25 protein-coding genes are annotated in these 25365 nt (G+C 70.5%); 19 read left to right on the top strand and 6 right to left on the bottom strand.

Translation table 11 applies throughout. The annotated features are described in order from the left end of the window. Positions 1-6: 6 nt before the first annotated feature. Together ACIBKX_RS11335 and ACIBKX_RS11330 are read left to right on the top strand one after the other, a co-directional pair. Positions 7-678 (top strand): response regulator transcription factor, encoded by a 672-nt coding sequence (locus ACIBKX_RS11335; RefSeq protein ID WP_363277043.1) that lies wholly within the window; start codon positions 7-9, stop codon positions 676-678. 35 nt (positions 679-713) lie between these two features. Beyond that, the gene (locus tag ACIBKX_RS11330; protein WP_363277042.1) at positions 714-1127 is read left to right on the top strand and encodes a PaaI family thioesterase; all 414 of its coding nucleotides are present in this window, start codon (positions 714-716) and stop codon (positions 1125-1127) included. 18 nt (positions 1128-1145) lie between these two features. Here ACIBKX_RS11330 and ACIBKX_RS11325 read toward each other — a convergent pair whose 3' ends face one another. Then, a complete protein-coding gene (locus ACIBKX_RS11325) occupies positions 1146-2159 on the bottom strand; it encodes a Gfo/Idh/MocA family oxidoreductase (protein ID WP_363277041.1) in 1014 nt (337 codons plus the stop codon). A gap of 127 nt (positions 2160-2286) precedes the next feature. Here ACIBKX_RS11325 and ACIBKX_RS11320 point away from each other — a divergent pair, with 127 nt between their 5' ends. The 8 genes from ACIBKX_RS11320 (at position 2287) to ACIBKX_RS11285 (ending at position 10528) form a co-directional block, all read left to right on the top strand. After that, a complete protein-coding gene (locus tag ACIBKX_RS11320; protein ID WP_363277078.1) occupies positions 2287-3036 on the top strand; it encodes a GntR family transcriptional regulator in 750 nt (249 codons plus the stop codon). A 142-nt stretch (positions 3037-3178) separates the two neighbouring features. Next, positions 3179-4171, top strand: a complete 993-nt coding sequence (locus tag ACIBKX_RS11315; RefSeq protein WP_363277040.1) for a sugar ABC transporter substrate-binding protein — start codon at positions 3179-3181, stop codon at positions 4169-4171. Positions 4172-4266: 95 nt separating this feature from the next. Then, positions 4267-5280 carry a sugar ABC transporter substrate-binding protein gene (locus ACIBKX_RS11310; protein WP_363277039.1) on the top strand — a complete coding sequence of 338 codons (1014 nt, stop codon included), beginning with the start codon at positions 4267-4269 and terminating at the stop codon, positions 5278-5280. Then, positions 5277-6350, top strand: coding sequence for an ABC transporter permease (locus ACIBKX_RS11305; RefSeq protein WP_363277038.1), 1074 nt, complete (start codon positions 5277-5279; stop codon positions 6348-6350). The genes ACIBKX_RS11310 and ACIBKX_RS11305 overlap by 4 nt, the downstream gene beginning before the upstream one ends. 8 nt (positions 6351-6358) lie before the next feature. Then, positions 6359-7171, top strand: coding sequence for an ATP-binding cassette domain-containing protein (locus ACIBKX_RS11300; RefSeq protein WP_363277077.1), 813 nt, complete (start codon positions 6359-6361; stop codon positions 7169-7171). Positions 7172-7369: 198 nt separating this feature from the next. Beyond that, on the top strand, positions 7370-8527 hold the full coding sequence (locus tag ACIBKX_RS11295; RefSeq protein WP_363277037.1) for an ROK family glucokinase: 1158 nt from the start codon (positions 7370-7372) through the stop codon (positions 8525-8527). A gap of 4 nt (positions 8528-8531) precedes the next feature. Continuing rightward, positions 8532-9134, top strand: coding sequence for a sugar kinase (locus ACIBKX_RS11290; RefSeq protein ID WP_363277036.1), 603 nt, complete (start codon positions 8532-8534; stop codon positions 9132-9134). Between the two features lie 68 nt (positions 9135-9202). Beyond that, positions 9203-10528: a sulfite oxidase gene (locus ACIBKX_RS11285; RefSeq protein WP_363277035.1), complete on the top strand. Its 1326-nt coding sequence runs from the start codon at positions 9203-9205 to the stop codon at positions 10526-10528. An 11-nt stretch (positions 10529-10539) separates the two neighbouring features. Here ACIBKX_RS11285 and ACIBKX_RS11280 read toward each other — a convergent pair whose 3' ends face one another. Both ACIBKX_RS11280 and ACIBKX_RS11275 read right to left on the bottom strand, forming a co-directional pair. Beyond that, the gene (locus ACIBKX_RS11280) at positions 10540-11484 is read right to left on the bottom strand and encodes an ornithine cyclodeaminase family protein (protein WP_363277034.1); all 945 of its coding nucleotides are present in this window, start codon (positions 11482-11484) and stop codon (positions 10540-10542) included. A gap of 21 nt (positions 11485-11505) precedes the next feature. Further along, complete coding sequence (locus ACIBKX_RS11275) at positions 11506-13485, bottom strand: TerD family protein (protein WP_363277076.1); 1980 nt, start codon at positions 13483-13485, stop codon at positions 11506-11508. 293 nt (positions 13486-13778) lie between these two features. Here ACIBKX_RS11275 and ACIBKX_RS11270 point away from each other — a divergent pair, with 293 nt between their 5' ends. Together ACIBKX_RS11270 and ACIBKX_RS11265 are read left to right on the top strand one after the other, a co-directional pair. After that, on the top strand, positions 13779-15011 hold the full coding sequence (locus ACIBKX_RS11270) for an erythromycin esterase family protein (protein WP_363277032.1): 1233 nt from the start codon (positions 13779-13781) through the stop codon (positions 15009-15011). Between the two features lie 114 nt (positions 15012-15125). Continuing rightward, entirely contained in the window at positions 15126-15923 is a 798-nt protein-coding gene (locus ACIBKX_RS11265) for an SAM-dependent methyltransferase (RefSeq protein ID WP_363277031.1), read from the top strand. A gap of 36 nt (positions 15924-15959) precedes the next feature. Here ACIBKX_RS11265 and ACIBKX_RS11260 read toward each other — a convergent pair whose 3' ends face one another. Beyond that, entirely contained in the window at positions 15960-16874 is a 915-nt protein-coding gene (locus ACIBKX_RS11260) for an MBL fold metallo-hydrolase (protein WP_363277030.1), read from the bottom strand. Positions 16875-16968: 94 nt separating this feature from the next. Further along, the gene (locus ACIBKX_RS11255; RefSeq protein WP_363277029.1) at positions 16969-17358 is read right to left on the bottom strand and encodes a VOC family protein; all 390 of its coding nucleotides are present in this window, start codon (positions 17356-17358) and stop codon (positions 16969-16971) included. A 163-nt stretch (positions 17359-17521) separates the two neighbouring features. Between ACIBKX_RS11255 and ACIBKX_RS11250 the strand changes: the two genes are divergently transcribed. From ACIBKX_RS11250 to ACIBKX_RS11240, 3 genes are all read left to right on the top strand, one after another. Next, entirely contained in the window at positions 17522-18421 is a 900-nt protein-coding gene (locus tag ACIBKX_RS11250; protein WP_363277028.1) for a LysR family transcriptional regulator, read from the top strand. Between the two features lie 34 nt (positions 18422-18455). Then, on the top strand, positions 18456-19136 hold the full coding sequence (locus ACIBKX_RS11245; RefSeq protein WP_363277027.1) for a hypothetical protein: 681 nt from the start codon (positions 18456-18458) through the stop codon (positions 19134-19136). 89 nt (positions 19137-19225) lie between these two features. Next, positions 19226-19834, top strand: a complete 609-nt coding sequence (locus ACIBKX_RS11240; protein WP_363277026.1) for a hypothetical protein — start codon at positions 19226-19228, stop codon at positions 19832-19834. A gap of 109 nt (positions 19835-19943) precedes the next feature. On the opposite strand, the gene ACIBKX_RS11235 is transcribed toward ACIBKX_RS11240, so the two are convergent. Beyond that, a complete protein-coding gene (locus tag ACIBKX_RS11235) occupies positions 19944-20813 on the bottom strand; it encodes an alpha/beta hydrolase (RefSeq protein WP_363277025.1) in 870 nt (289 codons plus the stop codon). Positions 20814-20995: 182 nt separating this feature from the next. Between ACIBKX_RS11235 and ACIBKX_RS11230 the strand changes: the two genes are divergently transcribed. The 4 genes from ACIBKX_RS11230 (at position 20996) to ACIBKX_RS11215 (ending at position 25285) form a co-directional block, all read left to right on the top strand. Further along, positions 20996-22294, top strand: coding sequence for an FAD-binding oxidoreductase (locus tag ACIBKX_RS11230; RefSeq protein ID WP_363277024.1), 1299 nt, complete (start codon positions 20996-20998; stop codon positions 22292-22294). A 175-nt stretch (positions 22295-22469) separates the two neighbouring features. Continuing rightward, positions 22470-23768 (top strand): 4-carboxymuconolactone decarboxylase, encoded by a 1299-nt coding sequence (pcaC, locus tag ACIBKX_RS11225; RefSeq protein ID WP_363277023.1) that lies wholly within the window; start codon positions 22470-22472, stop codon positions 23766-23768. 33 nt (positions 23769-23801) lie between these two features. After that, a complete protein-coding gene (locus ACIBKX_RS11220) occupies positions 23802-24434 on the top strand; it encodes an MBL fold metallo-hydrolase (protein ID WP_363277075.1) in 633 nt (210 codons plus the stop codon). Positions 24435-24499: 65 nt separating this feature from the next. After that, a complete protein-coding gene (locus ACIBKX_RS11215; RefSeq protein ID WP_363277022.1) occupies positions 24500-25285 on the top strand; it encodes an exodeoxyribonuclease III in 786 nt (261 codons plus the stop codon). The last annotated feature ends 80 nt before the right edge of the window (positions 25286-25365 follow it).

Here is a 25365-nt window from a genome sequence, read left to right as displayed (position 1 = left end):
GGCCCCATGAAACCGATCAAGCTGCTGCTCGTCGACGACGATCCGCTGGTCCGCGCGGGACTGTCGTTCATGCTCGGCGGCGCGGACGACATCGAGATCGTGGGGGAGGCGGGCGACGGAACGGAGGTCGCGGGCCTGGTCGCCGAACGGCGCCCCGACGTCGTCCTGATGGACATCCGCATGCCCACGATGGACGGCCTCGCGGCGACCGAGGCGCTGCGGGGGCGCCCCGACGCCCCCGAAGTCATCGTCCTCACCACCTTCCACGCCGATGAACAGGTGCTGCGGGCGCTGCGGGCCGGCGCCGCCGGCTTCGTGCTCAAGGACACCGCGCCCGCCGAGATCGTCGCCGCGGTGCGGGCGGTGGCGGCGGGCGAACCGGTGCTCTCGCCCACCGTGACCCAGCAGTTGATCACCCAGGTGACCGGCTCCGACCCCCAACAGGGGCGCAGACAACGGGCGTTGGTGCGGCTCGAACTGCTGGGGGAGCGGGAACGGGAGGTGGCGGTCGCGGTGGGCCGCGGCGCGTCCAACGCGGAGATCGCGGCGGAGCTCTACCTCAGCGTCGCCACGGTGAAGGCCCATGTCTCCCGCATCCTGACGAAGCTGGACCTCAACAACCGGGTGCAGGTCGCGCTGTTGGCGCATGACGCGGGATTGCTGGACGGGGTGGACTGAGCCCCCTGCCTCAAGAGGCTTGTACCGTACGCCCCATGAGCGCCCCCTTTGATCTTGCCCTCGCCCAGAAGACCCTCGACGCCCAGCCCTTCAGCCGACTGCTCCAGGCGCGCATCACGCGGTTCGGCGAAGGTGCCGCCACGCTCGAGCTCACCATCCGCGAGGAACTCCACCAGCAGAACGGCTTTCTGCACGGTGGAGTCCTCGCCTACGCGGCCGACAACGCCCTCACCTTCGCCGCGGGCACCGCGCTCGGCCCCGCCGTGCTGACCTCGGGCTTCTCCATCCAGTACATGCGGCCCGCCACCGGCGCCGAACTCCACGCCCGCGCCACGGTCGTCCACGCGGGCCGCCGCCAAGCGGTGGTGCGCTGCGACCTGTTCACCACGGACGGGGAGAACGAGACGCTGTGCGCGGTCGCTCAGGGGACGGTTCTCTCGGCCGGCTGATCAGCTCTCGGGCCTCGTTCAGCCCTCGGAGCCCCCGCCGATCTCCGTCATCCGCACCAACCGCCCCTCCCGCCGGGACACTTCACAGGCCTCCGCGATCCGCAGCGCCGCCAGCGCCTCACGGCCGTCGCAGGGGTTCGTCCGTTCGCCCCGCGCGACCTCCACGAACGCGGCCAGCTCCGCCTCGTACGCGGGGGCGAACCGCTCCAGGAATCCCGGCCAGGGCTTCTCGGGCGGCGGCGGGCCCGACGGTTCCACGGACGACAGCGGGGTGCGGTCGTCGACACCGACCGCGATCTGGTCGGCGTCACCGGCCAGTTCCATGCGTACGTCGTAACCCGCGCCGTTGCACCGCGTGGCCGTCGCCGTGGCGAGCGTCCCGTCGTCGAGGGTGAGGAGCACCGCGGCCGTGTCGACGTCGTCCGCCTCGCGGAACATCGCGGGGCCCGCGTCGGAGCCGGTCGCGTACACGTCCGTCACCTCACGGCCCGTCACCCAGCGCAACATGTCGAAGTCATGGACCAGACAGTCCCGGTAGAGCCCGCCGGACAGCGGCAGATAGGCGGCCGGCGGCGGCGCAGGATCGGCGGTGACCGCGCGCACCGTGTGCAGCCGGCCGAGCCGCCCCGCCCGGACCGCCTCGCGCGCCGCCGAGTACCCGGCGTCGAACCGCCGCTGGAACCCCATCTGGAGCACCGTCCCGGCCGACTCGACCTCCCGGAGCGCGGAGCGGGTGCCCGGCAGGTCAAGGGCGATCGGCTTCTCGCAGAAGACGGGGAGCCCGGCCCGCGCCGCCCTGCCGATCAGCTCGGCGTGCGCGGAGGTCGCCGCGGTGATCACCACGGCGTCCACGCCCCCGGTGAACAGCTCGCCGACCGACGCGGCGGCCGTCGCCCCGATCCGGGACGCGAGGGCCTGGGCCCGCCCGGTGTCCGCGTCGGCGACGACCAGCGCCGCCACGTCGGGATGCCGCCGCAGTGCCGCGGAGTGAAAACTGCCGATACGACCCGTTCCGATCAGTCCGATGCGCATGGACCCACCCTCGCCAGGCCCGGAGGCCCTGTCAATCCTTTGTCCGGACAACAGAACTTCAGAACTTCCCGTCATCATTTCCTGGGGCTACGCTCGGCCCGTGCCCAAATCTGCCGACAAACCAGCCGTGGACCCCACCGTCGCCCTGCAGCTCGGCGTCGACCGCAGCAGCCCGGTCCCGCTGTACTTCCAGCTGTCCCAGCAGCTGGAGGCGGCCATCGAGCGCGGCGCCCTCACGCCGGGCAGCCTGCTCGGCAACGAGATAGAACTCGCCGGGCGCCTAGGCCTCTCCCGGCCGACGGTCCGCCAGGCCATCCAGTCGCTGGTCGACAAGGGGCTCCTCGTGCGGCGCAGGGGCGTCGGCACACAGGTCGTGCACAGCCAGGTCAAGCGCCCCCTCGAACTCAGCAGCCTGTACGACGACCTGGAGGCCGCCGGTCAGCGGCCCGAGACCCGCGTCAGGGTCAACGCCGTCGAGCCGGCGTCCGCCGAGGTCGCGGCGGCCCTCGGTGTCGCGGAGGGCGACGAGGTGCACCTGGTGGAGCGGCTCCGCCTCGCGCACGGCGAGCCCATGGCGTATCTGCGCAATCACATCCCCGCCGGGCTGCTCGCGCTCGACACCGGCCAGCTGGGCGCCACCGGCCTCTACCGCCTGATGCGGGCCGCGGGACTCACCCTGCACAGCGCCCGCCAGACCGTCGGCGCCCGCGCGGCCACCGCCGCCGAGGGCGAACTCCTCGGCGAGCCCGAAGGTGCCCCGCTGCTCACGATGGAGCGCACCACCTTCGACGACACGGGCCGCGCGGTCGAGTTCGGCTCGCACGTCTACCGGGCCTCGCGCTACTCCTTCGAGTTCCAGCTCCTCGTACGGCCGTAGACACGGATCCTCGTACGGCCGTAGATACCAACTCACCAACGGTCGTCAGAATGTTCTGACAAATCCATTGACGCTGCCGCGCGCCCGCCGCTAGAACTCCCCCAGCCGCATTCGGGCGGCCGGGAGAAGAGGTGGTCCCACCATGCGTACAGCCCGCACGGCAGCAGCTCTCATAGCGGTGATCGCCCTCGCGGCCGGGTGCAGCAGCTCCGGCGGCAAGGACGACGAGGACAAGTCCGGCGACGGCGGGGGCGGCGGCAAGGGCGTGAACACGCCCCGCCTCAAGATCGCCATGGTGACCCACTCGGGCGAGGGCGACACCTTCTGGGACATCGTGCAGAGCGGCGCCAAGCAGGCGGCCCGCAAGGACAACGTCGAGTTCCTCTACTCCAACGACAAAGAGGCCAAGGGCCAGGCCGAGCTCGTGCAGTCCGCCATCGACAAGAAGGTCGACGGGATCGTCGTCACGCTCGCCAAGCCCTCGGCGATGAAGGACGTCCTCGGCAAGGCGAAGGCCGCCGGGATACCGGTCGTCACGATCAACTCCGGAGGTGAGTTCTCCGCCGAATTCGGCGCGCTGAGCCACATCGGCCAGGACGAGTCCGTGGCGGGCGAGGCCGTCGGCGAGGAACTGAACAAGGGCGGCAAGAAGAAGGCCCTCTGCGTCATCCACGAACAGGGCAACGTCTCCCTTGAGCAGCGCTGCGCGGGCGTCAAGAAGACCTTCGAGGGCTCGGTCGAGAACCTGAACGTCGAGGGCACCAACGCGCCCGGCGCCCAGTCCTCCATCAGTGCGAAACTCCAGGCGACCAAGGACATCGACGCGGTGGTCACCTTGGGCGCGCCCGTCGCCGCATGGTCCGTGAAGGCCAAGGAGGACGCCGGCAGCAAGGCGGAGGTCGACACGTTCGACCTGAACGCCGAGGTCGTCAAGCGCCTCAAGGCCAAGGAGGTCGGCTTCGCGGTCGACCAGCAGCCCTACCTCCAGGGCTATCTCGCCGTCGACGAGCTGTGGCTCCACAAGACCAACGCGAACGTCATCGGCGGCGGAAAGCCCGTCCTGACCGGACCCGCGATCGTCACCGAGAAGGACGTGCCGAAGCTCGAGAAGTACACAGCACGCGGTACCCGATGAACACACGCGTGATCCGCGTGGTCGATACTTGGGCGGCCGGGGCCGGAGATCCGGACCGGCCACACCGAGGAGCAGAGCAAGAAGGGCACGGCGTCGTGGCAAGGGTGAAGACAGGGGTACGAGCGGTGGGCGCCGTGCTGGTCGCGGTGCTCGGGGTGTCCCTTGCGGGGTGCAGCAGCACCGGAGGCAAGCGCGCCGAGGACGCCCGGAAGGCGGCGGCCGCCCAGGGCAAGGCCGCGGTGAACACACCGCGCTGGACCATCGGCATGGTGACCCACTCGGGCGACGGCGACACCTTCTGGGACATCGTCCAGAACGGCGCCGAAGAGGCGGCCCGCAAGGACAACATCAAGTTCTTGTACGCCCATGACGACGAGGCACAGCAGCAGGCCCAGCTGGTCGACTCGTACATCGACAAGAAGGTCGACGGCCTCATCGTGTCGCTGGCCAAGCCCGACGCGATGAAGGGTCCGCTCGCCCGCGCCAAGAAGGCCGGCATCCCGGTGATCACGGTGAACTCGGGCTCCGCGGAGTCCAAGGAGTTCGGCGCGCTCACCCATATCGGCCAGGACGAGACGATCGCGGGCGAGGCCGTCGGCGAGGAGCTCAACAAGCGCGGCAAGAAGAAGGCGCTCTGCATCCTGCACGAGCAGGGCAACGTCGGCCACGAGCAGCGCTGCGACGGCGCGAAGAAAACCTTCGACGGCAAGATCCAGAACCTGTACGTGACCGGCACCAACATGCCCGACGTGCAGTCCTCCATCGAGGCCCGGCTGCAGTCCGACAAGTCCGTCGACTCGGTCGTCACGCTCGGCGCGCCCTTCGCGGACGCCGCCGTGAAGGCCAGGGACGGCGCCGGCAGCAAGGCGGAGATCGACACCTTCGACCTCAACGAGAAGGTCGCCGCCGGCCTCAAGTCCGGCACCCTCGGCTTCGCCGTCGACCAGCAGCCCTACCTCCAGGGCTACGAGGCCGTCGACCTGCTGTGGCTCTACAAGTACAACGCCGACGTCCTCGGCGGCGGAAAGCCGGTGCTCACCGGACCGCAGATCATCACCAAGGACCAGGCCGCCGAGCTGGAGGAATACGCGAAGCGAGGGACCCGATGACAGCGCCCGCACCAGCCCCTGCACCAGCGCCCGCCCCGTCCCCGGACACCAGGACGGACGAGCGGCTCCTCAAGACCTCGCCCCTGAAGAAGCTGATGGGCCGCCCCGAGCTCGGCTCGGTCGTCGGCGCCATCGCGGTCTTCGTCTTCTTCTCCTTCGTGGCCGACAGCTTCCTCCAGGCCACCAGCCTCGCCACGGTCCTGTACGCCGCCTCGACCCTCGGCATCATGGCGGTGCCGGTGGCGCTGCTCATGATCGGCGGCGAGTTCGACCTGTCGGCGGGCGTCCTGGTGACGACGTCCGCGCTGGTCTCGTCGATGTTCAGCTACCAGATGACGGCGAACGTCTGGGTCGGCGTGGGCGTCTCGCTCCTCACCACCCTCGCCATCGGCGTCTTCAACGGCGTGATGCTCACCCGCACGGACCCGCCGAGCTTCATCATCACGCTCGGTACGTTCCTGATGCTGACCGGCATGAACCTCGGCTTCACCAAGCTGATCAGCGGCACGGTCTCCACCAAGTCGATCGCCGACATGGAGGGCTTCTCCTCCGCCAAGTCGCTCTTCGCCTCGACGTTCACCATCGGCGGCGTCGACTTCAAGGTCACCATCCTGTGGTGGCTCGGCCTGGTCGCCGTCGCCAGCTGGATCCTCCTTCGCACCCGCGTCGGCAACTGGATCTTCGCGGTGGGCGGCGGCGAGGACGCGGCCCGCGCGGTCGGCGTCCCGGTCGCCAAGACCAAGATCGGCCTCTACATGGGCGTCGCCTTCGGCGCCTGGATCTCCGGCCAGCACCTGCTCTTCTCGTACGACACCGTGCAGTCCGGCGAGGGCGTCGGCAACGAGCTGATCTACATCGTCGCGGCCGTCATCGGCGGCTGTCTGATCACCGGCGGCTACGGCTCGGCGGTCGGCGCGGCCGTCGGCGCGCTGATCTTCGGCATGGTGAGCAAGGGCATCGTGTTCGCCGAGTGGAACTCCGACTGGTTCAAGTTCTTCCTCGGCGTGATGCTGCTCCTGGCCACCCTGCTCAACCACTGGGTCCGCAAGCGGGCGGAGGCGACGAAGTGACCACGGACATGACGAAGGCGGACGCGGTGCCGACGCCGGAGCCGGGGCGCACCCCGCTCGTCGAGCTCGACGACGTATCCAAGTACTACGGCAACATCCGGGCCCTCGAAGGCGTCTCCCTGGAGGTGCACGCGGGGGAGATCTCCTGTGTCCTCGGCGACAACGGCGCAGGCAAGTCCACGCTCATCAAGATCATCGCGGGCCTGCACAAGCACGACGCGGGCACCTTCCGCATCGAGGGCGAGGAGACACGGCTCGGCTCGCCGCGCGAATCCCTGGACCGCGGCATCGCGACGGTCTACCAGGACCTGGCCGTCGTCCCCCTCATGCCGGTCTGGCGGAACTTCTTCCTCGGCTCCGAGCCGACGAAGGGCGTCGGCCCCTTCAAGCGCATGGACGTCGACTTCATGCGCCGGACGACCCGCGCGGAGCTGCTCCGCATGGGCATCGACCTGCGCGACGTGGACCAGCCCATCGGCACCCTCTCGGGCGGCGAGCGCCAGTGCGTGGCGATCGCGCGGGCGGTCTACTTCGGCGCGAAGGTGCTCGTCCTGGACGAGCCGACGGCGGCGCTCGGCGTCAAGCAGTCGGGCGTGGTCCTGAAGTACGTCGCGGCGGCGCGGGACCAGGGCCTCGGCGTGGTCTTGATCACCCACAACCCGCACCACGCGTACCTGGTGGGCAACCGCTTCGTCCTCCTCAAGCGCGGAGTGATGTCCGGCAGCTACGCGCGCGACGAGGTGACCCTGGATGAGCTGACCCGCCAGATGGCGGGCGGCTCCGAGCTGGACGACCTCCGTCATGAGCTGGAGGGCCGCTGAGGAGAAGCGCCCCGTAGGGGCGCGGGGAACTGCGCGAGCAACCACAGAAAAGCCGCAGACGCGTCTGCTCAGTCACCGAGCAGACGCGTCTGCGGCATTTCGTGGGCTGAGCGCGCAGTTCCCCGCGCCCCTGAAGGGGCGCCCCGCACCACGGGTCCGTTGTGCGCGCCCCCGCGAGAGTGAGGCAGAATCGCCGCAATGAGCACCTACCGCGACCTAGCGCACCGCGGCTCCGCACGAGCCACCGTCCTGCGGACCGTGGGCACGCGTGAGCGCCGATCCCATCTGACGGCGCCCCGCGTGCCCACCGTCGGCATCGACATCGGCGGTACGAAGGTGATGGCGGGCGTCGTCGACGCCGACGGGAACATCCTGGAGACGCTCCGCACGGAGACCCCGGACAAGTCCAAGAGCCCCAAGGTCGTCGAGGACACCATCGTGGAGCTGGTCCTCGACCTCTCCGACCGGCACGACGTGCACGCCGTCGGCATCGGCGCCGCGGGCTGGGTGGACGCGGAACGCAACCGCGTCCTGTTCGCCCCGCACCTCTCCTGGCGCAACGAACCCCTCCGCGACCGCATCTCCGGCCGCCTCGCCGTGCCCGTGATGGTGGACAACGACGCGAACACGGCGGCGTGGGCGGAGTGGCGCTTCGGCGCGGGCCGCGGCGAGGACCACCTCGTCATGATCACGCTCGGCACCGGCATCGGCGGCGCGATCCTGGAGGACGGCCAGGTCAAGCGCGGCAAGTTCGGCGTCGCCGGCGAATTCGGCCATATGCAGGTCGTGCCCGGCGGCCACCGCTGCCCCTGCGGCAACCGCGGCTGCTGGGAGCAGTACAGCTCCGGGAACGCGCTGGTCCGCGAGGCCCGCGAGCTGGCCGCCGCGGACTCCCCGGTGGCGTACGGGATCATCGAGCGGGTCAAGGGCAACGTCCCGGACATCACGGGCCCCCTCATCACCGAGCTGGCCAGGGACGGCGACGCGATGTGCGTCGAACTGCTCCAGGACATCGGCCAGTGGCTCGGCGTCGGCATCGCGAACCTCGCGGCGGCCCTCGACCCGTCCTGCTTCGTGATCGGCGGCGGTGTCTCGGCCGCCGACGACCTGCTGATCGGCCCGGCCCGCGACGCCTTCCGCCGCCACCTCACGGGCCGCGGCTACCGCCCCGAGGCCCGTATCGCCCGCGCCCAGCTCGGCCCCGAGGCCGGCATGGTGGGCGCCGCCGACCTGGCCCGCCTGGTCGCCCGCCGCTTCCGCAGGGCCAACCGCCGCCGCGTGGAGCGCTACGAACGCTACGAGCGGTACGCCGAGGCCCGCCGCACCAACGACCGCACCTCTCAGGGAACCCAGTAAGCAGATGACCGTGCCCCGTCAGTCCTCGTCCCCGGACCATCCCGGCGCTCCCGAGCCGCCGGACGGCGATGGAGGCAAGACCGAGGACCGCCGCCACATGATCCGCCGCCGCTGGCTGACGGCGACGATCATCGTGCTCCTGATCGGCATCCCCGCCGGCTATCTGGTGATCTCCGCCAACCAGAGCCGCAACAGCGGCCGCGACAAGGAGGCCAAGTACTCCGCCACCGGCCTCACCGCGGGCTGGCCGTCGAAGGTGCAGCGCCGCCTGTACGACGTACCGATACCGCCGTACTCCAGGGAAGTCGCCTACTACGAGACGAACAACTGGCGCACCAGCCGGCTGTACGTCCAGTTCCTGACCAGCAACAAGGGCCTGGACAAGTTCCTGAAGCAGATCGGCTCGGCCACGGGCGAGCTGGAGAAGAACGACATCACGATCAGCAAGCGCGACCGCAAGGTCGTCGGCTGGGAGTTCACGGACCCGGGCCCCTGGTACGGCCTCACCCACGAACAGAAGGATCCCGCACCGACGCTGGACGTGGTGGTGAACCGCGCGAACCCGGAGCACCCCATGGTGTACGTGGTGTCGACGACGACGCCGTGACGACTACAGCTGTCCCCGGCCGCAAGTGGCGCGTTTCGACAGCGAGTTGACTGCTCCGGCCTCGTACGATGACGCGCATGATCTCCGAGGCGGAGTACGACGGACGGCGCAGGACCCAGTGGCTGGCGGGGGAGGCCCGCGCGGCCGGGGTGGCACGCAGGGACATGCTGCGGCTGCTCGCGGCGGCGGGCGGCGTTTCGACACTGGCGGTGACAGCCGCCCCGAGGGCGACGGCGGCGACCGGCTCACCGGGAACGACGGCGGGGACCGGATCGCCGGGAACGACGGCGGCGACCGGATCGCCGAACGCCGCACCCGGAATCGTGAAACCCCTGCCCGCCGACCACTTCACGATCCGCGGCACGAACGCGGAGACGAGGTTCGAGGCGCTGGCGGAGACCGGATTCCGCACCCCCGCCTCCCACTTCTTCGTACGTAATCACACGGCGACCCCGCGGCTCGACGGCCCGGCCTGGAAGCTGAAGGTCTGGGGCGACGGACTGCGCGGCGGGGCAAGGGAGTTCACCCTCGCCGACCTCAAGCGCGTGCCCTCCGTGTCGCGCACGGCCGTCGTCGAATGCGCGGGCAACGGCCGCAGCTTCTTCGCCACGCAGCAGGGCGGCCCCGTCTCCGGCACCTCCTGGACCCTGGGCGCGATCGGCAACGCCCGCTGGCGCGGCGCACGCCTCTGTGACGTCCTGCGGCTGGCCGGCGTGACCCGCAAAGCGGTGGACGTGATGCCGCGGGGCCTGGACGGCGACTACATCACGGACGACGGCACGAACCTGGGCCGGGTGCGCCGCCCCATGCCGCTCGCGAAGGCGATGGACGACGTGATCCTCGCGTACGAGATGAACGGAGCCCCACTCCCACCGGACCACGGCTACCCGGTCAGGCTGATCGCCCCGTCCTGGGTGGGCATCGCCTCGATCAAATGGCTGGGCGACATCGAGGTCTCCACGACGCCCCTCTACTCGCCGTGGAACACGGACTTCTACCGCCTGTTCGGCGCGGCGTACCCGAAGGAGGGCAGCGCCCCGCTGACCCGCCAGACCATCAAGTCCGCCTTTGAACTCCCGTGGGACGCATGCCTCCCGGCAGGCAGGACCCACCACATCACCGGCCGCTCCTGGTCGGCGTCCGGAGCGATCGCCCGGGTCGACATCAGCACGGACGAGGGCGCGACCTGGCACCCGGCCCGCCTCAAGGACTCCCCACGCCCGGCCACTTGGACCCGCTGGACGACTCCATGGCACCCGACGACCCCGGGCCCGGCCACCCTCCGCGCCCGGGCGACGGACACCACGGGCCGCGTCCAGCCGGAGGAGACGGTGCACAACACGCAGGGCTATTTGTTCGACGCGGTGGTGAGGCACGCGGTACGGGTCGTATGAGAGCCGGCCGTTCAGGGAGCGGCCTCGTAGACAGCGGCGGCGACGGCCAGATCCTCCCAGGCCATCCCCGCGGACTTGAACAACCGGGGCCGGTCGCGGGAAACCGCGACCACGCCCCGCACCACGTCCCGCAGCGTCCCCAACCGTGCCACGTCGAAGGCGCCTTCCTCGACCGCGAGCACGATGTCCCCGCACTCGCGCAACGCCACGCCACGGGACTCGGCCACCACGGAACCGCGCTCGAGCAGCGCCCCGTCGACCTCGCGAGCGTCGGGCTCATGAGACCCGACGGCAGCCACCATCGCGTGCTCCGCGAGCAGGTCACTGTCGAACAACGGCTCGCGGGCAGTAGTACAGCAACAGACCACATCGGCGTAGGCGACGTCCTGCGCACTCGCGGCCGCGGCGGAGAGCCCGGCGGCACGAACCCGCCCGACGAACTCCGCCACCCGCTCCGCGTCCCGCGCGACGACGTCCACATGCTCGACCCCCGGCCGCACCGCCCGAACGGCCTCCACATGCCCCCAGGCCTGCGGCCCACTCCCGAACACAAGCAACCGCCGCGCCTCGGGCACGGCGAGATGCCTGACGGCGACCCCCGACACGGCGGGAGTCCGCAGCGAGGTGAGCCCGATCCCGTCGAGCAGCGCCCGCGGCGTATGCGTAACCCCGTCGAGCAGAACGTAAAGCCCCTGAACACGCGGCAGTTGCCGCTCAGGGTTCCCCGGAGTGACGGTGGCGACCTTCACACCGGCGTACGAGACCCCGGCGGACGGCATCAACAACAACTGCCCCCCGGGAATCCCGACGACGGCCCGCGCGGGTTCGGCCTCCGGATCGAGCCCGCCCTTGAGGGCGCCTTCCACGGCGTCGACGGCGACGGACATCGGCACAAGCCGGGCCATGGCATCGGCGTCGATGCAGGGCAGCGGTGACGTGTCTCCGGACGGCGGCATCGGCGGTTCCTTTCGCTCGCGTCAGGTGACGCTCGTGATCACCCCCCTATAGAACACGTCCACGGCCTGGTCGACACTCCTGATGAAGCCCGACTCGGCGTTTCCTCGCGTGCTCCCCAGGCCGCGCGAGAGGGAGAGACGGAAGCCCGTGATCGGTCCTGCGACGACCGGGAGCAGGTCGGCCGGTTCCGGACGGAGCTTCTCCAAGGTGCCGCGCGGGCCCGGTACGGCACCGCGGATGAGGGTCTGCACATGGAGGTCGGCCGGGGCCTCGGACAGCTGCCGCATCAGGCGCTTCACCCAGGTGAGCGGCGAGCCCTGCTCGGGCGCGGGGACCTCCATCGACGTACGCAGCCGGCTCAACCGCAGATCCGCGGTGATCTGCAGACTGCCGGGCGCGCCGTCGATCCTGATCTCGGCGAGCAGCCGGCCCTCCTCGCACAGCGATCTGGCGAGCGTCACGCGCCGCGAGTGCGGATCGGTGCCGCGTCTGGCCCGCTGGACGGGCACGACCTTCGCACCGAGTTCGCCGCCGAGGCGCAGACACACCTGCCGGATCAGCCGCTCCCAGCTCTCCACCACCAGTACGGCACGGGCGTCACCGGGGACCAGCGTCTCGTCGTCGATGCCGTTGCGTACGGGGACCCAGGCCGGGCCCATGTTCTGGAAGCCGTGGCAGCCGGAGTTCTCGTGCTGGAGGTAGTGCAGCAGCTCCCGCAGCAGCCAGGCGTGCGGCTCCTGGCGTACGCCCTCGTGGAGGATCAGCATCTGGGCCTGGTGCGTCACCTCCGCCCAGGACAGGTGCCAGAGCGCCACCTTGTTCCTGCGGCGCGCGTCCGCGCGGGCGTCGACCAGCGGACTGCCGTCCAGGGCAACGTCGTTGGAGAGCGTGACGACGGCCTCGTAGCCGCGCCGGGCGGCGATGTCCAGGTAGTCCTGGACCTGCTCGGCCTTGAGCGCGTTGCCGTTGGTCTTGGTCTCCACCAGCGCGGTCCACAGCTTCCCCGCACGCTCGACCCGGATGACGCCGTCCGGGCGCCGGGGGCGGTCCGCGTTCGGCAGGGAGACTTCGGTGAACGTCTCCATGCGCCCGGCCGGAGCGCCGAACCCGGCCGTGAGCCTGCGCCCGAACTCGGGCACTTGGGCCATCACCGCCAAGAGGATGGATGTCGCCCGCACCTCGCGGTCCCGGTCGCTCTTCAGCGAGGACACGGGGAAGAGCCGTGCCGCCTTCCACGCGTCGTTCTCCGCCAGGGACGGTTTGAGGGCCGCGCGCGGCAGCGTGACCTTCTTCTTCGCCGTACGCAGCCTGCGCGGCCGGGGTGCCGTCGCGGGCGCCGCTTCGGGTGCTCCCGCGGGCGCCGACGGGGGGCGCGGGGCGGGTTGCAGCGAGGGTCCGGCCGGTGTCCCGGGTGCGGCCGGGGCCACGACCGCGGGGGCGGTGCCCGCCTCGTCCTCCTCCTCGTCCTCGTCGATCTCGATCCCATAGTCCGTGGCCAGCCCGGCGAGCCCCGTCTCGTAACCCTGCCCTACGGCCCGGAACTTCCACGCGTCGTGCCGCCGATAGACCTCCCCGAAGACGAACGCGCTCTCCACGGAAGCCCCGGTGATGGAGAAGCCGATGATGCCCTCGCCGGTCCGGTCGGTGAGGGTGAGCCGGAGGTCCTCCAACTCGCCGAAGCCGGCCCGCCGGTAGCGGCTGGCCGCGATGACGACGCGGTCCACCGCGGCGGGCAGCGCGGCGAGGTCGAGCTTGATGCGGTCCTCGCTGCCGTTGTCCGTGGGTGTCTGGCCGAGCAGTTGCACGGAACCGTCCGCCGCCGTCGGGTTGTTGTAGAAGAAGAAGTCGCCGTTGCCGCTCACCCGGCCGTCAGCGCCGAGCAGCAGTACGGACACGTCGGCGTCGCCCTCACCGCTCGGACTGCTCCAGCCGAGCCGTACGACGACGGAACCGCCGCCGTCCTCGAGTGCGGGCAGCGCGATGTTGGCGCCCTTGGTCATCTCGTGCACGTCAGCCCCCCACAGAGGAGGAAGGGCAGTGCGGGCGGAGGCCGAACGGCCCTCCTGTTGGCGGTAGTTGAATACTCCCCCGTCATAGGAGCTTGAGGCGGAACCGTACGTCCTGACAAGAGCCAGGGCATCGCGGGCTCCAGACCACGCGGGGCCCCACGCGTACCGCGTCAATCGGCCAGCCCCGACCAGCCATTTGAGGGTTTGGCCTCCTTGAAGGCCGCAGTAGCTCGTGCTATCGCGCAAAAGTCTCAACTGAGTGCTTCAACGATACCGTTGAAGGCATGGCTACTGACACCAAGGACGCCGCCCGTGCCGTCGCGGCCAACGCTCATGCCGTCGACGCCGCCACCCTCATGGGACTGCTCCCGACCCGGCCCCGCCTGTTCGCTCTGGGGGAGCCCACCCATGGCGATGGCGCGCTGCTCGATCTGCGTAACGAGTTGTTCCGGCAGCTCGTCGAGGAGGAGGGGTATCGGAGCATCGCCATCGAGAGCGACTGTCTGATGGGCCTGGTCGTGGACGACTACGTCACCTCGGGCGTGGGGACCCTCGATGAGGTCATGGAGCGTGGATTCAGTCATGGTTGGGGTGCCTTCGAGGGCAACCGTGAACTGGTGCGGTGGATGCGCGCCCACAACGTCCGTGTCGACCGCGAGGGGCAGCCCGCCTCCGAGCGCGTCCGCTTCGTCGGCTTCGACGGTCCGTTGGAGATCGCCGCCGCCGCGAGCCCCCGCCAGGCCCTCACCGCACTGCACGGCTACCTCGCCGAGCGGGTGGAGTCCGAGTTGCTGCCCTGTACCCCCGAGACGCTCGACCGGCTGCTGGGTGCCGACGGGCGCTGGACCGAGCCCGCCGCGATGATGGCCCCGGAGCGCTCCGTGGGGCAGTCGGCCGATGCGCGTCAACTTCGGCTGCTGGCAGATGACTTGACGGCGCTGCTCGAAACGCAGGCGCCGCACCTGCTCGCGACGACTCCGCGGGAGGAGTGGGATCGGGCGTGTCTTCACGGACGTACCGCGGCGGGGTTGCTGCGCTATCACCACTGGATGGCCGACACCTCGCCGGCCCGCCTGACCGGGCTCGTCGGCGTGCGGGACCAGATGATGGCCCACAACCTCCTCGCCGCCGCCGAACGGGGACCGGTCTTCGTCCACGCCCACAACTCCCATCTCCAGCGCGGCAAGAGCTCGATGCGGATGGGCGGGGCGCCGCTGGAGTGGTGGGGCGCCGGTGCGCTGATCGCCGCCCGGCTCGGCGGGGAGTACGCCTTCGTGGCGACCGCGGTGGGGACGATCCGGCATCAGGGGGTCGACACGCCGTCGCCGGACACGGTCGAAGGGTTGTTGTACGCGCTTCCCGGTGATCGCCGGGCAGTTGACGTACGGGGGTTGGCGGCCGACCTCGGGAGCGACTTGCCCGCGCCCCGCGTGTCGCCCTGGTTCGGGTACGCGCCGCTCGATCCGGCGCGGCTGGCGGACAGCGACGGTCTGGTGTTCGTCAGTGATGTCGGGTAGCGGCTCGGCGCACCCGCACCTGCTCTCCCCAACTGGCGGAGTTCGTCACGTCCTTGGCCGTGGATCGGGATACTGGACGGGCAGCACCCTGACCATGTTGAGAGAGGCCCCCTAGTGAGCAGTGAGCCGGCAGACATCCACCGGATAGACACGTCCCTTCCGCACAGCGCCCGCGTCTGGAACTACTGGCTGGGCGGCAAGGACCATTACGCGTCCGACCAGCAGGCCGGCGACGCCTACAAGGAGAAGTTCCCCCTGATCGTCCCGATGGCCCGGGAGTCGCGCGACGTGCTGCGCCGCTCGGTGACCTGGATGGCCGAGCAGGGCGTCAGGCAATTCCTCGACGTGGGCGCCGGATTACCGACCGCCAACAACACGCACGAGATCGCCCAGCGCGTCCAGCGGGACAGCCGGGTCGTCTATGTGGACCACGACCCGATCGTCCTGATGCACGTCGACACGATCCTCCGGAGCTCGCCCGAAGGCGCCACGGACTACGTCCTCGCGGACATGCGGGACACCGCCACCATCCTCGAGAGCGCGGCCAAGACGCTGGACATGACCCAGCCCATCGGCCTCGTCATCAACGACGTACTGGGACACATCGATCCCTGGGAAGACGTCCTGGCTCTCGTACGCGGCCTGGTGGCGGGGCTCCCTTCGGGCAGTTACGCCTCGCTGAGCCACTCCGACGCCGACGACGACCTGCACCGGAGCGTCCAGGAGGAGTACAACAACTCCGGTGCGATCCCGTACATCCTGCGCAGCCCGAAGCAGACGATCTCCCTCTTCGACGGCCTCGAACTCGTCGACCCCGGCTTCGTCCCGTGGCCGAAGTGGAAGCCGGACGCGGCCATGCCGGGCTCGCTGACCATCCGGGCCGGCTGGGTCGGCGTGGCACGTGTCCCGTGACATCACGCGTCCCCTGACGTCAGGTGTCCCGTGACATCAGGCGCGAAAGCGCCCCGGCTCGACTTCCGACACCCGCGCTGCGCCGACGAGCCGCCGCAGGTGCTGCTCGGCCGTCCTGCGCTCTACCGGCCCCACGTGCGCCCCTTCGACGTGCGGCCGGTAGACCAGCCGGTGCTCGGCGATCTCCGCGACGGTCCGCGGCTCGCCGAGGAACGCGAGCAGCGCCGCATCCCGCCGCTCCACCACATCGGCGTACACGTCGAGCCGACGACGGAACTCCGCGGCGCCCTCGATCACGCCCTTCTGGTGGGCCGTCCCGTACCAGCGGGCGTCGATCTCCCGGCACCGGCGCATGGATGCCTCGAAGGCGTCGAGATCGCTGCCGACGTCCCCGTAGTAGGGCCCGAACGACGTCAGATCGATGTCGGCGACGAACAGGAACCCGTCCGGCTCGACGAGAAATCCGCAGTGCCCGGCGGTATGGCCGGGCAGATGCACCACGGTCACGGTCCGACCGCCGAGATCGAACACGGCCCCGTCACCGAACCCCTTGGCGTCCGGACGTCCCCGCACGTGGAAGTCGTCCCGCAAGGCCGCCTCGAACTCGACGACCACATCCTCCGGCAGCCCGAACCCCGCGACCATCGCCGCACGGGAACGCAGCGCCTCGAGATCACCGTCATGGACATGAACCGGTACGTCATAACTGCCGAGCCCGGCGATGTGATCCTCGTGCGCATGACTCACGAGCACGACGTCCGCCGCCGGCGCCGACTCCACGAGCGACAGCGAGGGATCGACGACGAGCGCCTGCTCCGTGCCGCGCACGAGCAGCGAATTCCCATAGGGATACGCACCACGCGCGGCCCCCACAAGCACACTGACGCCCCCGTACTCGACCGTCGTGTACCCCGCGTGTCCCGCGTGTCCCGTGTGTCCGTTGCTCTGCATCGCTGCATCTCCTCCGTCTCATGACTGATCGTCCGAGATTTCGGGTCCGGACGGAAGATCTTCACCGGGATGACGACGGACGCGAACGGAGTACCTACGCGTCCTGCGGGTACCAGCGCAGTTCCACCGTGTTGCCGTCCGGGTCCTGGACGTAGAGGGAGAGCGCCGTGCCCCGTGCGCCGAAGCGCTCGCCGGGGCCGTCGAGGACCTTGAAGACGCCGGAGTCGATGACCTCCTGCCAGTCGAGCGGCTCGACGACCAGGCAGATGTGGTCGACGTTGGAGCCCTCCGGCCGGCCGTCGGGGGCCGTGATGAGGTCGACGATGGTGGTGGGGCTGATCCGCACGGACGGGAAGGGGACCTTGCCGGCCCGCCACTCCTCCACCCGCACCGGCTCCAGGCCCAGCGGTCCGGTGTAGAAGGCGAGCGAACGCTCGATGTCGGTGACGGTCAGGACGAGGTGGTCGAAGGCGATCACGCGCATGAGGGTCTCCACGGGTCGGTGCGCCGGAGCGCCATTGTCGGTGACGGATGGCGGCGGCGGGAGGAACAAGCCCCGCTTGCCGTTGACTTCAGCATCGCCGAGCAGCATCCATCGGTCCAACGCATGTTTGTCATTTGATCCATCGTGCATCACGATGGATCAAATGGATCTCCAGCAGATGCGGTACGTCCTCGCCGTGGCGGAGACCTCCAGCTTCACCCGCGCCGCCGAGCGGTGCCACGTCGTCCAGTCCGCGCTCAGCCACCAAGTGGCCCGCCTGGAGAAGGAACTCGGCGCCCGCCTCTTCGAGCGGACCAGCCGCCGGGTACGGGTGACGGCCGCCGGCGAGGCGTTCCTGCCCGCTGCCCGCCAGGCCCTGGAAGCGGCCGAGCGGGCCCGCTCGGAAGTGGCGGCGGCCACCGGCGAGATACGGGGCAAGCTGACCGTCGGCGCGATCCCCACCGTGACCGCGGCCGACCTCCCCGCGGTGCTGCGCGACTACCGGCTGCGCTACCCGCAGGTGCGGATCAGCCTGCGGACGGGCTCCAGCGAGCGGCTCGTCGAGCAGGTGCGCGAGGGCCTGCTGGACGCCGCGTTCCTCGGCGTACCACCGGGTTTCCGGCCGCAGGGCGTACGCGACCGGGAGCTCGCCCACGGCCGGCACGTCGCCGTGGTCGCCCCGGGCCACCCGCTGGCCACGGCGGACGAGGTGGCCCTGCACGACCTCGCCGACGAGACGTTCGTGGACTTCGCAGGCGGCAGCGCAGCGCGCGCCCAGTCGGACGAGGCGTTCGCGGCGGCGGGCCTGCGGCGCGAGGTCGCCTTCGAGGTGTCCGGCATCGAGTTGATGGCCCGGATGATCCGCCACGGCCTGGGCATCGCCCTGCTGCCCGCGGAGTTCGCCACCGAACTGCGCGGCCTGAAGAGCGTACCGATCACCGATGGTCCGGTACGGGTGGAACTCCTCGTCTGGACCCGCTTCACCCCGTCCCCTGCGGCCACCGCGTTCCTCGCCCTGCTGAACACCGATGGGCCCACGGGGCAGTGCCCCAAGAGCCAATAGCGGCAGCCGACCCGCGATCCCTACGGTCGCGGTCATGAAACAGATACGCATGACCGTGATCGGCCTGACCGCCGCCGCGCTCCTGGCGGGCGCCTCACCCGTGGCCGGCGCGGCCGAGGGCGCGGCGCCGGTCTCCGTTCCGGCCGCCGCGGATTCGTCCGGTACGGCTCTGGCCGCCAGGGGCGAGATGAAGGTCCTCAAGTGGATGTCGTACTCGCGCTCGAAGAAGCACCCGATGCCGTTGCGGCTGGGCACCTACAAGCGCAACAGCCGGGGCAAGATGGTCGGCCATGGTTGGACCAAGATCAAGAAGCGGCACAACATCCAGAAGTACGGGATCGTCGCCTGGCTGGCCAAGTCCCCCCGCGTGAAGCACGTACGGGGCAAGCGCTACAACCTCACCGGCTGGGCGCACCGCATCAGTTGCAAGTCCGGCGGGTGCAAGGTCGTCTCGCGCATCCCGATGCTGCTGGCCACGGACGAGACGTGGATCAACACCGGAGGGCACCCTTCCCGCGACAGCTACTACGGTGCGGTGACCGCGTACTGCAACTACGGCAACAAGAACAAGCTGAAGTGTCCGACGTGGGTGAACACCAAGTTCAAGCCGAAGGCGTCACTGCAGACCCTGAACGCGCGCGGGGGCGGTGAGCGCTACGCGTTCACCTACAAGCCGCTGAAGTCCGTCAAGGGCACGCTGGTGACCGCTTCCTGAAGCGGTCGGACGTTGCCCATACGCTGCCCCGTGCGCACCCGTGTCCGCGTGCGGGGCAGCGTTGTCGGGTGAGGTGAAGGGAGCCTGTGGTGGTGAAGTGGTGGTCGGACAGGTCCCGTTACGTGTTCTCCTACGACCCGCTGGGCGGCGCCGAGGACGTACGGGTGGACCCGGAGGGGGAGTCGGCGGCGGAGGCGGCCGGTCGCAGGGAGTACGACTTCCTTCTCGCGGCGGCGCGGATGATTCTGGAGGGCGGCCCTCGGGGGATGGAACTGCGTTCGCTGGACGTGGCCTCGGGGACGTGCGTGTTCGCCGAGGTCGAGGTGGATCCGCGTCCCGTGCGGTGGTTCGGCGGGGTGGATCCGGCCGGGGACGTGGAGCGCTGGTTCGAGCCGCAGCCCGGTTCCCCGGCCTGGGGGCATCTGGGGTGGCTGGTCAAGATGCTGGGGCATGTCGGAGGGTGGCGGGACGCGGGGGAACTCGGGCCGCCGGAAGTCCTGGGGGTCGAGGCGGCGGACCGGGCCCACGCCGATGTCCTGGTGGCGCATGCGGGGCGCCCGTGGCGGGTTCGGGTGCTCCTGGAGGGGCGCGGCGAGCCGTTGGGCGAGGTGTCGATGGAGATGGCGGAGATGTTCGGTGAGGGCGACTACGAGCGGCATCAGGTGAAGGGGGAGCCGGGCGTGATCGTGTTCGGGTAGGGCCCGTAAAGCCGCTACTGATCCGCGGAGGGAGAACCGTCGTACCCACAGGGCGAGTTCCGTCCTCCGTGCCCGAGGCTCAATGTGTTCCTGGTGGTCGGCGGTTGCCTCAGGAGGCACCGTCAAGGACCTGCCGCAGCCGATCCGCGAACTCGTCCGGCTTCCCCGGATATCCGAACTCTCCGTCGAGGAAACCGCCGTGGTGGCTCGGGAACACGGTCACTCGCTGCCCGAGCAGCTCGGCGGTGGCGACGGACGTACGTCCGGTCTGTACGTTCTCGGACTCCTCGCCCACGGCGATCACGATGCGGGTCGGCGCGGCGGCGAGCGCGTCGGCATCCGGCCGATGGCTGCTGACCGCCCATGACCGGTCGGAGAGCAGCGGATCGTCGCGTGAGCCGTCATCCTCCGCGGGCATCCCGAACGCGGCGGGATCGGCCTCGGGTTGTGCGAAGTACGCGTCGGTGAACTCGCCCTCCCACGAGGTCATGGCGACGAACGCGGCCATACCGGCGCCCCATCCCCGCTTCTCGAAGGCCTCCCGTACTCCGGCCCGCGCCCGCACGGCGGCCGGGCCGTCCGGTGTGAGGGTGATGAGCGGCGGCTCGTGCGCGACCAGGGTGGTCACGTCATCGGGATACGTCGCCACGACCGCGAGCGCGATGATCGCTCCGCCGCTGCTGGCGAACATCTCGACGGGCCCGGCCCCGAGCGCCTCGATGACGGCGTGTACGTCGTCGGCCTGGGTCTGCGGCGTATGGTCGACCCGCCCGTCCTTGCGGGCGCTGCGACCGAGCCCGCGCGGGTCATAGGTGGCCACGGTCCGCTCGGGGAAGCGCGCGGCGAGCGCGGCGAAGCCGGTGGCGTCCATGGGGTGCCCGATCATGAACAAGGGCGGGCGTCCGTCTGCGGTCGGCAGCGGCCCGCGAACGTCATAGACGAGGTCCGCGCCGGCTGTCTCGAGTGTGTGAGTCTCCATACCCCTGCAGACCGGCCCCGCCCCGAAAACTCATCGGACCGCACGGACGCCGCCTCGGCGAACCGCGCTGCCGGAGGGAGCCCAAGTGCCGTCCGTCCGGGCACTGAGCGGGCTGCCGCATAGTGTCCGCAGGTCTGGGGAGGAAGGGAGGGCTTCGGTTCGTCTGTCCCAGAGGGAGTGTCGTGTCACGGAATGTGGAGATCGTGGTCGTCGGTGCCGGGATGTTCGGTTCGGCGGCCGCGAAGTATCTCTGTGCTGCCGGTGCCGATGTGACGGTGATCGGTCCTGCCGGGCCCGGACGCCGTGCGGCGGCACGTCTGGACGAGTTCGCAGCCCACCACGACGAGGCGCGGATCGTGCGGCGGCTGGGGTGGGACCGCGTCTGGGGCACGGTGGACGGCCGCTCGGCCGAACGCTTCCGGGACATCGAGGCCGCTTCCGGCGTCGGCTTCTTCCACGAGTGCGGCTCCCTGGCGGTCATGGCACAGTCGATCAAGCCGCGCACCGACGCCATGCTCCAGATGTGCCGGAGCGACGGCGTCCCGGTGGAGCGCCTCTCCTCCTCGACTCTGTCCCGGGAGTTTCCCGCTCTGGGCCTGCCGGCGATGACCGGTGGCGTCGAGGGCGTCCTGGAACGCGAGAACGCCGGGTATCTCAACCCCCGGCGCCTGGTACGGGCCCAGCTGGATCTCGCCGTGGCCCAGGGCGGGCGGCTGCTGCGCGGAGCCGTGGACAGTGTCCGCAAGGACACCAGAGCCGGCGTGTGGCGGCTTCATGTGCGCGGCGACAGCGGCGACTTCGAACTCGGTGCCGAGAAGGTACTCCTCGCGACGGGGTCCCTGATCAACCACACCGGCGCCCTTCCTCCCGGGCAGCAGCTCGCCGTGTACCCCTTCACCGAGCCCAACCTGCTCGCGGAGGTCGCCGCCTCTCAACTCGACCACCTGCGCGACTTGCCCACCGTGGTCACCGTCGACCCCGCGGACTCGGGCAACGACAACACCTCGCTCTACCTGCTGCCGCCCATCCGCTACCCCGACGGCCGCTGGTACGTGCGCATCGGCCCGGCCATGCAGCCGCTCGTCCAGGAACTGCACCAACAGGAGGAGATCCACTCCTGGTACGCGCAACAGCGGATCACCGCGGAGCAGTCGGACTTCCTCCAGCGGATGCTCCGCCTGCTGCTACCGGACCTGGAACCGCTCTCCGTACGCGAGGCATGCTGCGTCATCGACAAGACGCCTTCCCGCTACCCCTACCTCGGACCTGTGGCCGAGGACGACAGCCTGACCGTGGTGGCCGGCGGGAACGGCCACGGCGCCCGCGGCTGCGACGAGATCGGACGGCTGGCCGCAACCGTGGTCCTGGGCCAATCCTGGGACTTCCCCCTCCCACGCGACACGTTCGCCCCGATCGCACGCAGCACCCCACCCGGCGACAGCCGACCGAACTACTGCACACCACCCTTCGGACTGTGCTGACCCGGACGGAGCCGTCCTCGGCTTCCCCACCGGGGTGCGGCAGGTGCTCGGCATGTGTGAGTGGCCGCCGGCCCACACGATCGGTCCGGATCGTCCGTGCGTATGGCGGTTCGTACCGGGGCGGGGACCAGACCTGGATGAGGGTTTGGAGGCGAGATGTGAGACCGTGCTGGGCGTGAGTGAGACACCGAACAACACCCTGCAGTACCGCTTTGACGGGCCGGAGGACGCCCCGGTCCTGATCCTCGGCCCCTCCCTGGGCACCACATGGCACATGTGGGACCGGCAGGTGCCCGAGCTGGTCAAGCAGTGGCGGGTGTTCCGCTTCGACATGCCGGGGCACGGCGGCGCGCCCGCGCATCCCGCCGGCTCCGTCAGCGAGCTCGCGCAGCGGCTGCTCCGTACGCTCGACGAGGTCGGCGTGCAGCGCTTCGGGTACGCGGGGTGCGCCCTCGGCGGTGCCATCGGTGCCGAGCTGGCCCTGCGCCACCCCGAGCGCGTCGCCTCGCTCGCGTTGATCTCCGCGTCGCCGCGGTTCGGCAGCGCCGACGAGTTCCGGCAGCGCGGCGTGATCGTGCGGAGCAACGGGCTCGACCCCATTGCGCGCACCTCGCCCGAGCGCTGGTTCACGCCCGGCTTCGCCGCCGCGCAGCCCGCGATCACCGACTGGGCCGTACAGATGGTGCGGACCACCGACCCCGGCTGCTACATAGCCGCCTGCGAGGCGCTCGCCGCCTTCGACGTGCGCGCCGAGCTGGGGAGGATCGGGGTGCCCACCCTTGTGCTCGTCGGGTCGGAGGACCAGGTCACCGGGCCCGGCGAAGCCCGTACCCTCGTCGCCGGCATACCGGACGCCCGCCTCGCCGTCGTACCGGGCGCCTCCCACCTCGCCCCCGTCGAGCAGCCCGCCGCCGTCACCGACCTTCTCGTACGGCACTTCTCCACCGCCTGGCAGCTGCCTACCGACGCCACCGGCACCCACGCCGCGATCAGCGCGCCCCCCGTCAAGCCGGTGCTCGCCCCGCCGCCCGTCGCGCCCGTCGCCGAGATCGGGCCCATGGCGCAGCCCGAGGCCGTGGTCGGCGCCGGCCGTCCCGATCCGTACGACGCGGGCATCAAGGTCCGCCGCGAAGTGCTCGGCGACGCGCACGTGGACCGCGCCCTCGCCGCCGCCGACGACTTCTCCGGCGACTTCCAGGAGCTCATCACCCGCTATGCCTGGGGCGAGGTCTGGAACCGGCCCGGACTCGACCGGCGCTCCCGCAGCTGCGTCACGCTCACCGCGCTCGTCGCGGGCGGTCACCTGGACGAACTGGCCTTCCACACCCGCGCCGCCCTGCGCAACGGCCTCACCCCCCAGGAGATCAAGGAAGTACTCCTCCAGGCCGCCGTCTACTGCGGCGTCCCCGCGGCGAACTCCGCGTTCAAGGTCGCCCAGACCGTGATCCGTGAGGAAACCACGCCCCAGGAGTAGCAGGATGGGGGCATGACGACTGCCGCGAAGCGCATCAAGCTCACCAAGAAGACCCACGCCTGCGTCCGCCTCGAACGCGACGGCCGCAGCCTCGTCATCGACCCCGGAACCTTCACCGAGGAGGACGCCGCGGTCGGCGCCGAGGCGATCCTCGTCACGCACGAGCACATCGACCACTTCAACGAGGACCGGCTGCGCGCGGGCATGGAGGCCAACCCGGCCGCCGAGATCTGGACCCTGCGCTCCGTCGCCGACCAGATCTCGGCCGCCTTCCCCGGCCGGGTCCATGCCGTCGGGCACGGGGACACGTTCACGGCCGCCGGGTTCGAGGTGCAGGTGCACGGCGAGCTGCACGCCGTGATCCACCCGGACATCCCGCGGATCACCAACGTCGGCTATCTGGTGGACGGTTCGGTCTTCCACCCCGGCGACGCGCTGACCGTTCCCGAGCAGCCGGTGGACACGCTGATGCTGCCGGTGATGGCCCCCTGGAACAAGATCTCCGAGGTCATCGACTACGTACGCGAGGTCAAGCCGCTGCGCGCCTACGACATCCACGACGCGCTGCTCACGGATCTGGCACGCCCCATCTACGACTCCCAGATCGGGGCACTGGGAGGCGCCGAGCACCTGCGCCTCACGCCGGGGGAGTCGGCGAACCTCTAGTCACGGGCGGCGGCGCGGTCCCGGCCGACCTGTGGCTGTCAGACCCGCCGGGTAGGTTGTGGGGCATGCGCATTGCCACCTGGAACGTGAACTCGATCACCGCTCGCCTCCCGAGGCTCCTGGCCTGGCTGGAGAACACCGGCACGGACGTGCTGTGCATCCAGGAGACCAAGACCACGGCGGAGGGCTTCCCCGCCGACGAGCTGCGCGAGCTCGGCTACGAGTCGGCGGTGAACGCGACGGGCCGGTGGAACGGAGTCGCGTTGGTCTCCCGAGCAGGCCTCGACGACGTGACGCTCGGACTGCCGGGCGGGCCCGACTACGACGGGGCGCAGGAGCCGCGCGCGATCTCCGCGACGTGCGGGCCGGTGCGGGTCTGGTCGGTGTACGTGCCGAACGGCCGCGAGGTGGAGCACGCGCACTACGCGTACAAGCTGGAGTGGTTCGACGCGCTGAAGTCGGCGGTGGCCGCCGACGCGGGCGGCGCGCGGCCGTTCGCCGTCCTGGGCGACTTCAATGTGGCGCCCGCCGACGAGGACGTGTGGGACCCGGCGCTCTTCGAAGGGGCCACGCATGTGACGCCCGCCGAGCGCGCCGCCTTGGCCGCCCTGCGGGAGACGGGCCTCTCGGACGTCATGCCGCGCCCGCTGAAGTACGCCCACCCGTTCACGTTCTGGGACTACCGCGAGCTGGGCTTCCCCAAGAACAAGGGAATGCGCATCGACCTGGTCTACGGGAACGAGCCGTTCACGAAGGCGGTGACGGACGCGTACGTCGACCGCGAGGAACGCAAGGGGAAGGGCGCGTCGGACCATGCGCCGGTAGTGGTGGACCTGGACCTGGAGCTCTAGCGGCACGGGGTGGGGGGGGGGGGGGGGGCCCCCCCCCCCCCCCCCCCCCCCCCCCCCCCCCCCCCCCCCCCCCCCCCTGT

The sequence above is a fragment of the Streptomyces sp. NPDC050658 genome, from assembly GCF_044457025.1.
Taxonomy (GTDB): Bacteria; Actinomycetota; Actinomycetes; order Streptomycetales; family Streptomycetaceae; genus Streptomyces.
The sequence above is the reverse complement of the archived record's forward strand: the minus strand, read 5'-3'. Positions and strand labels throughout refer to the sequence as shown.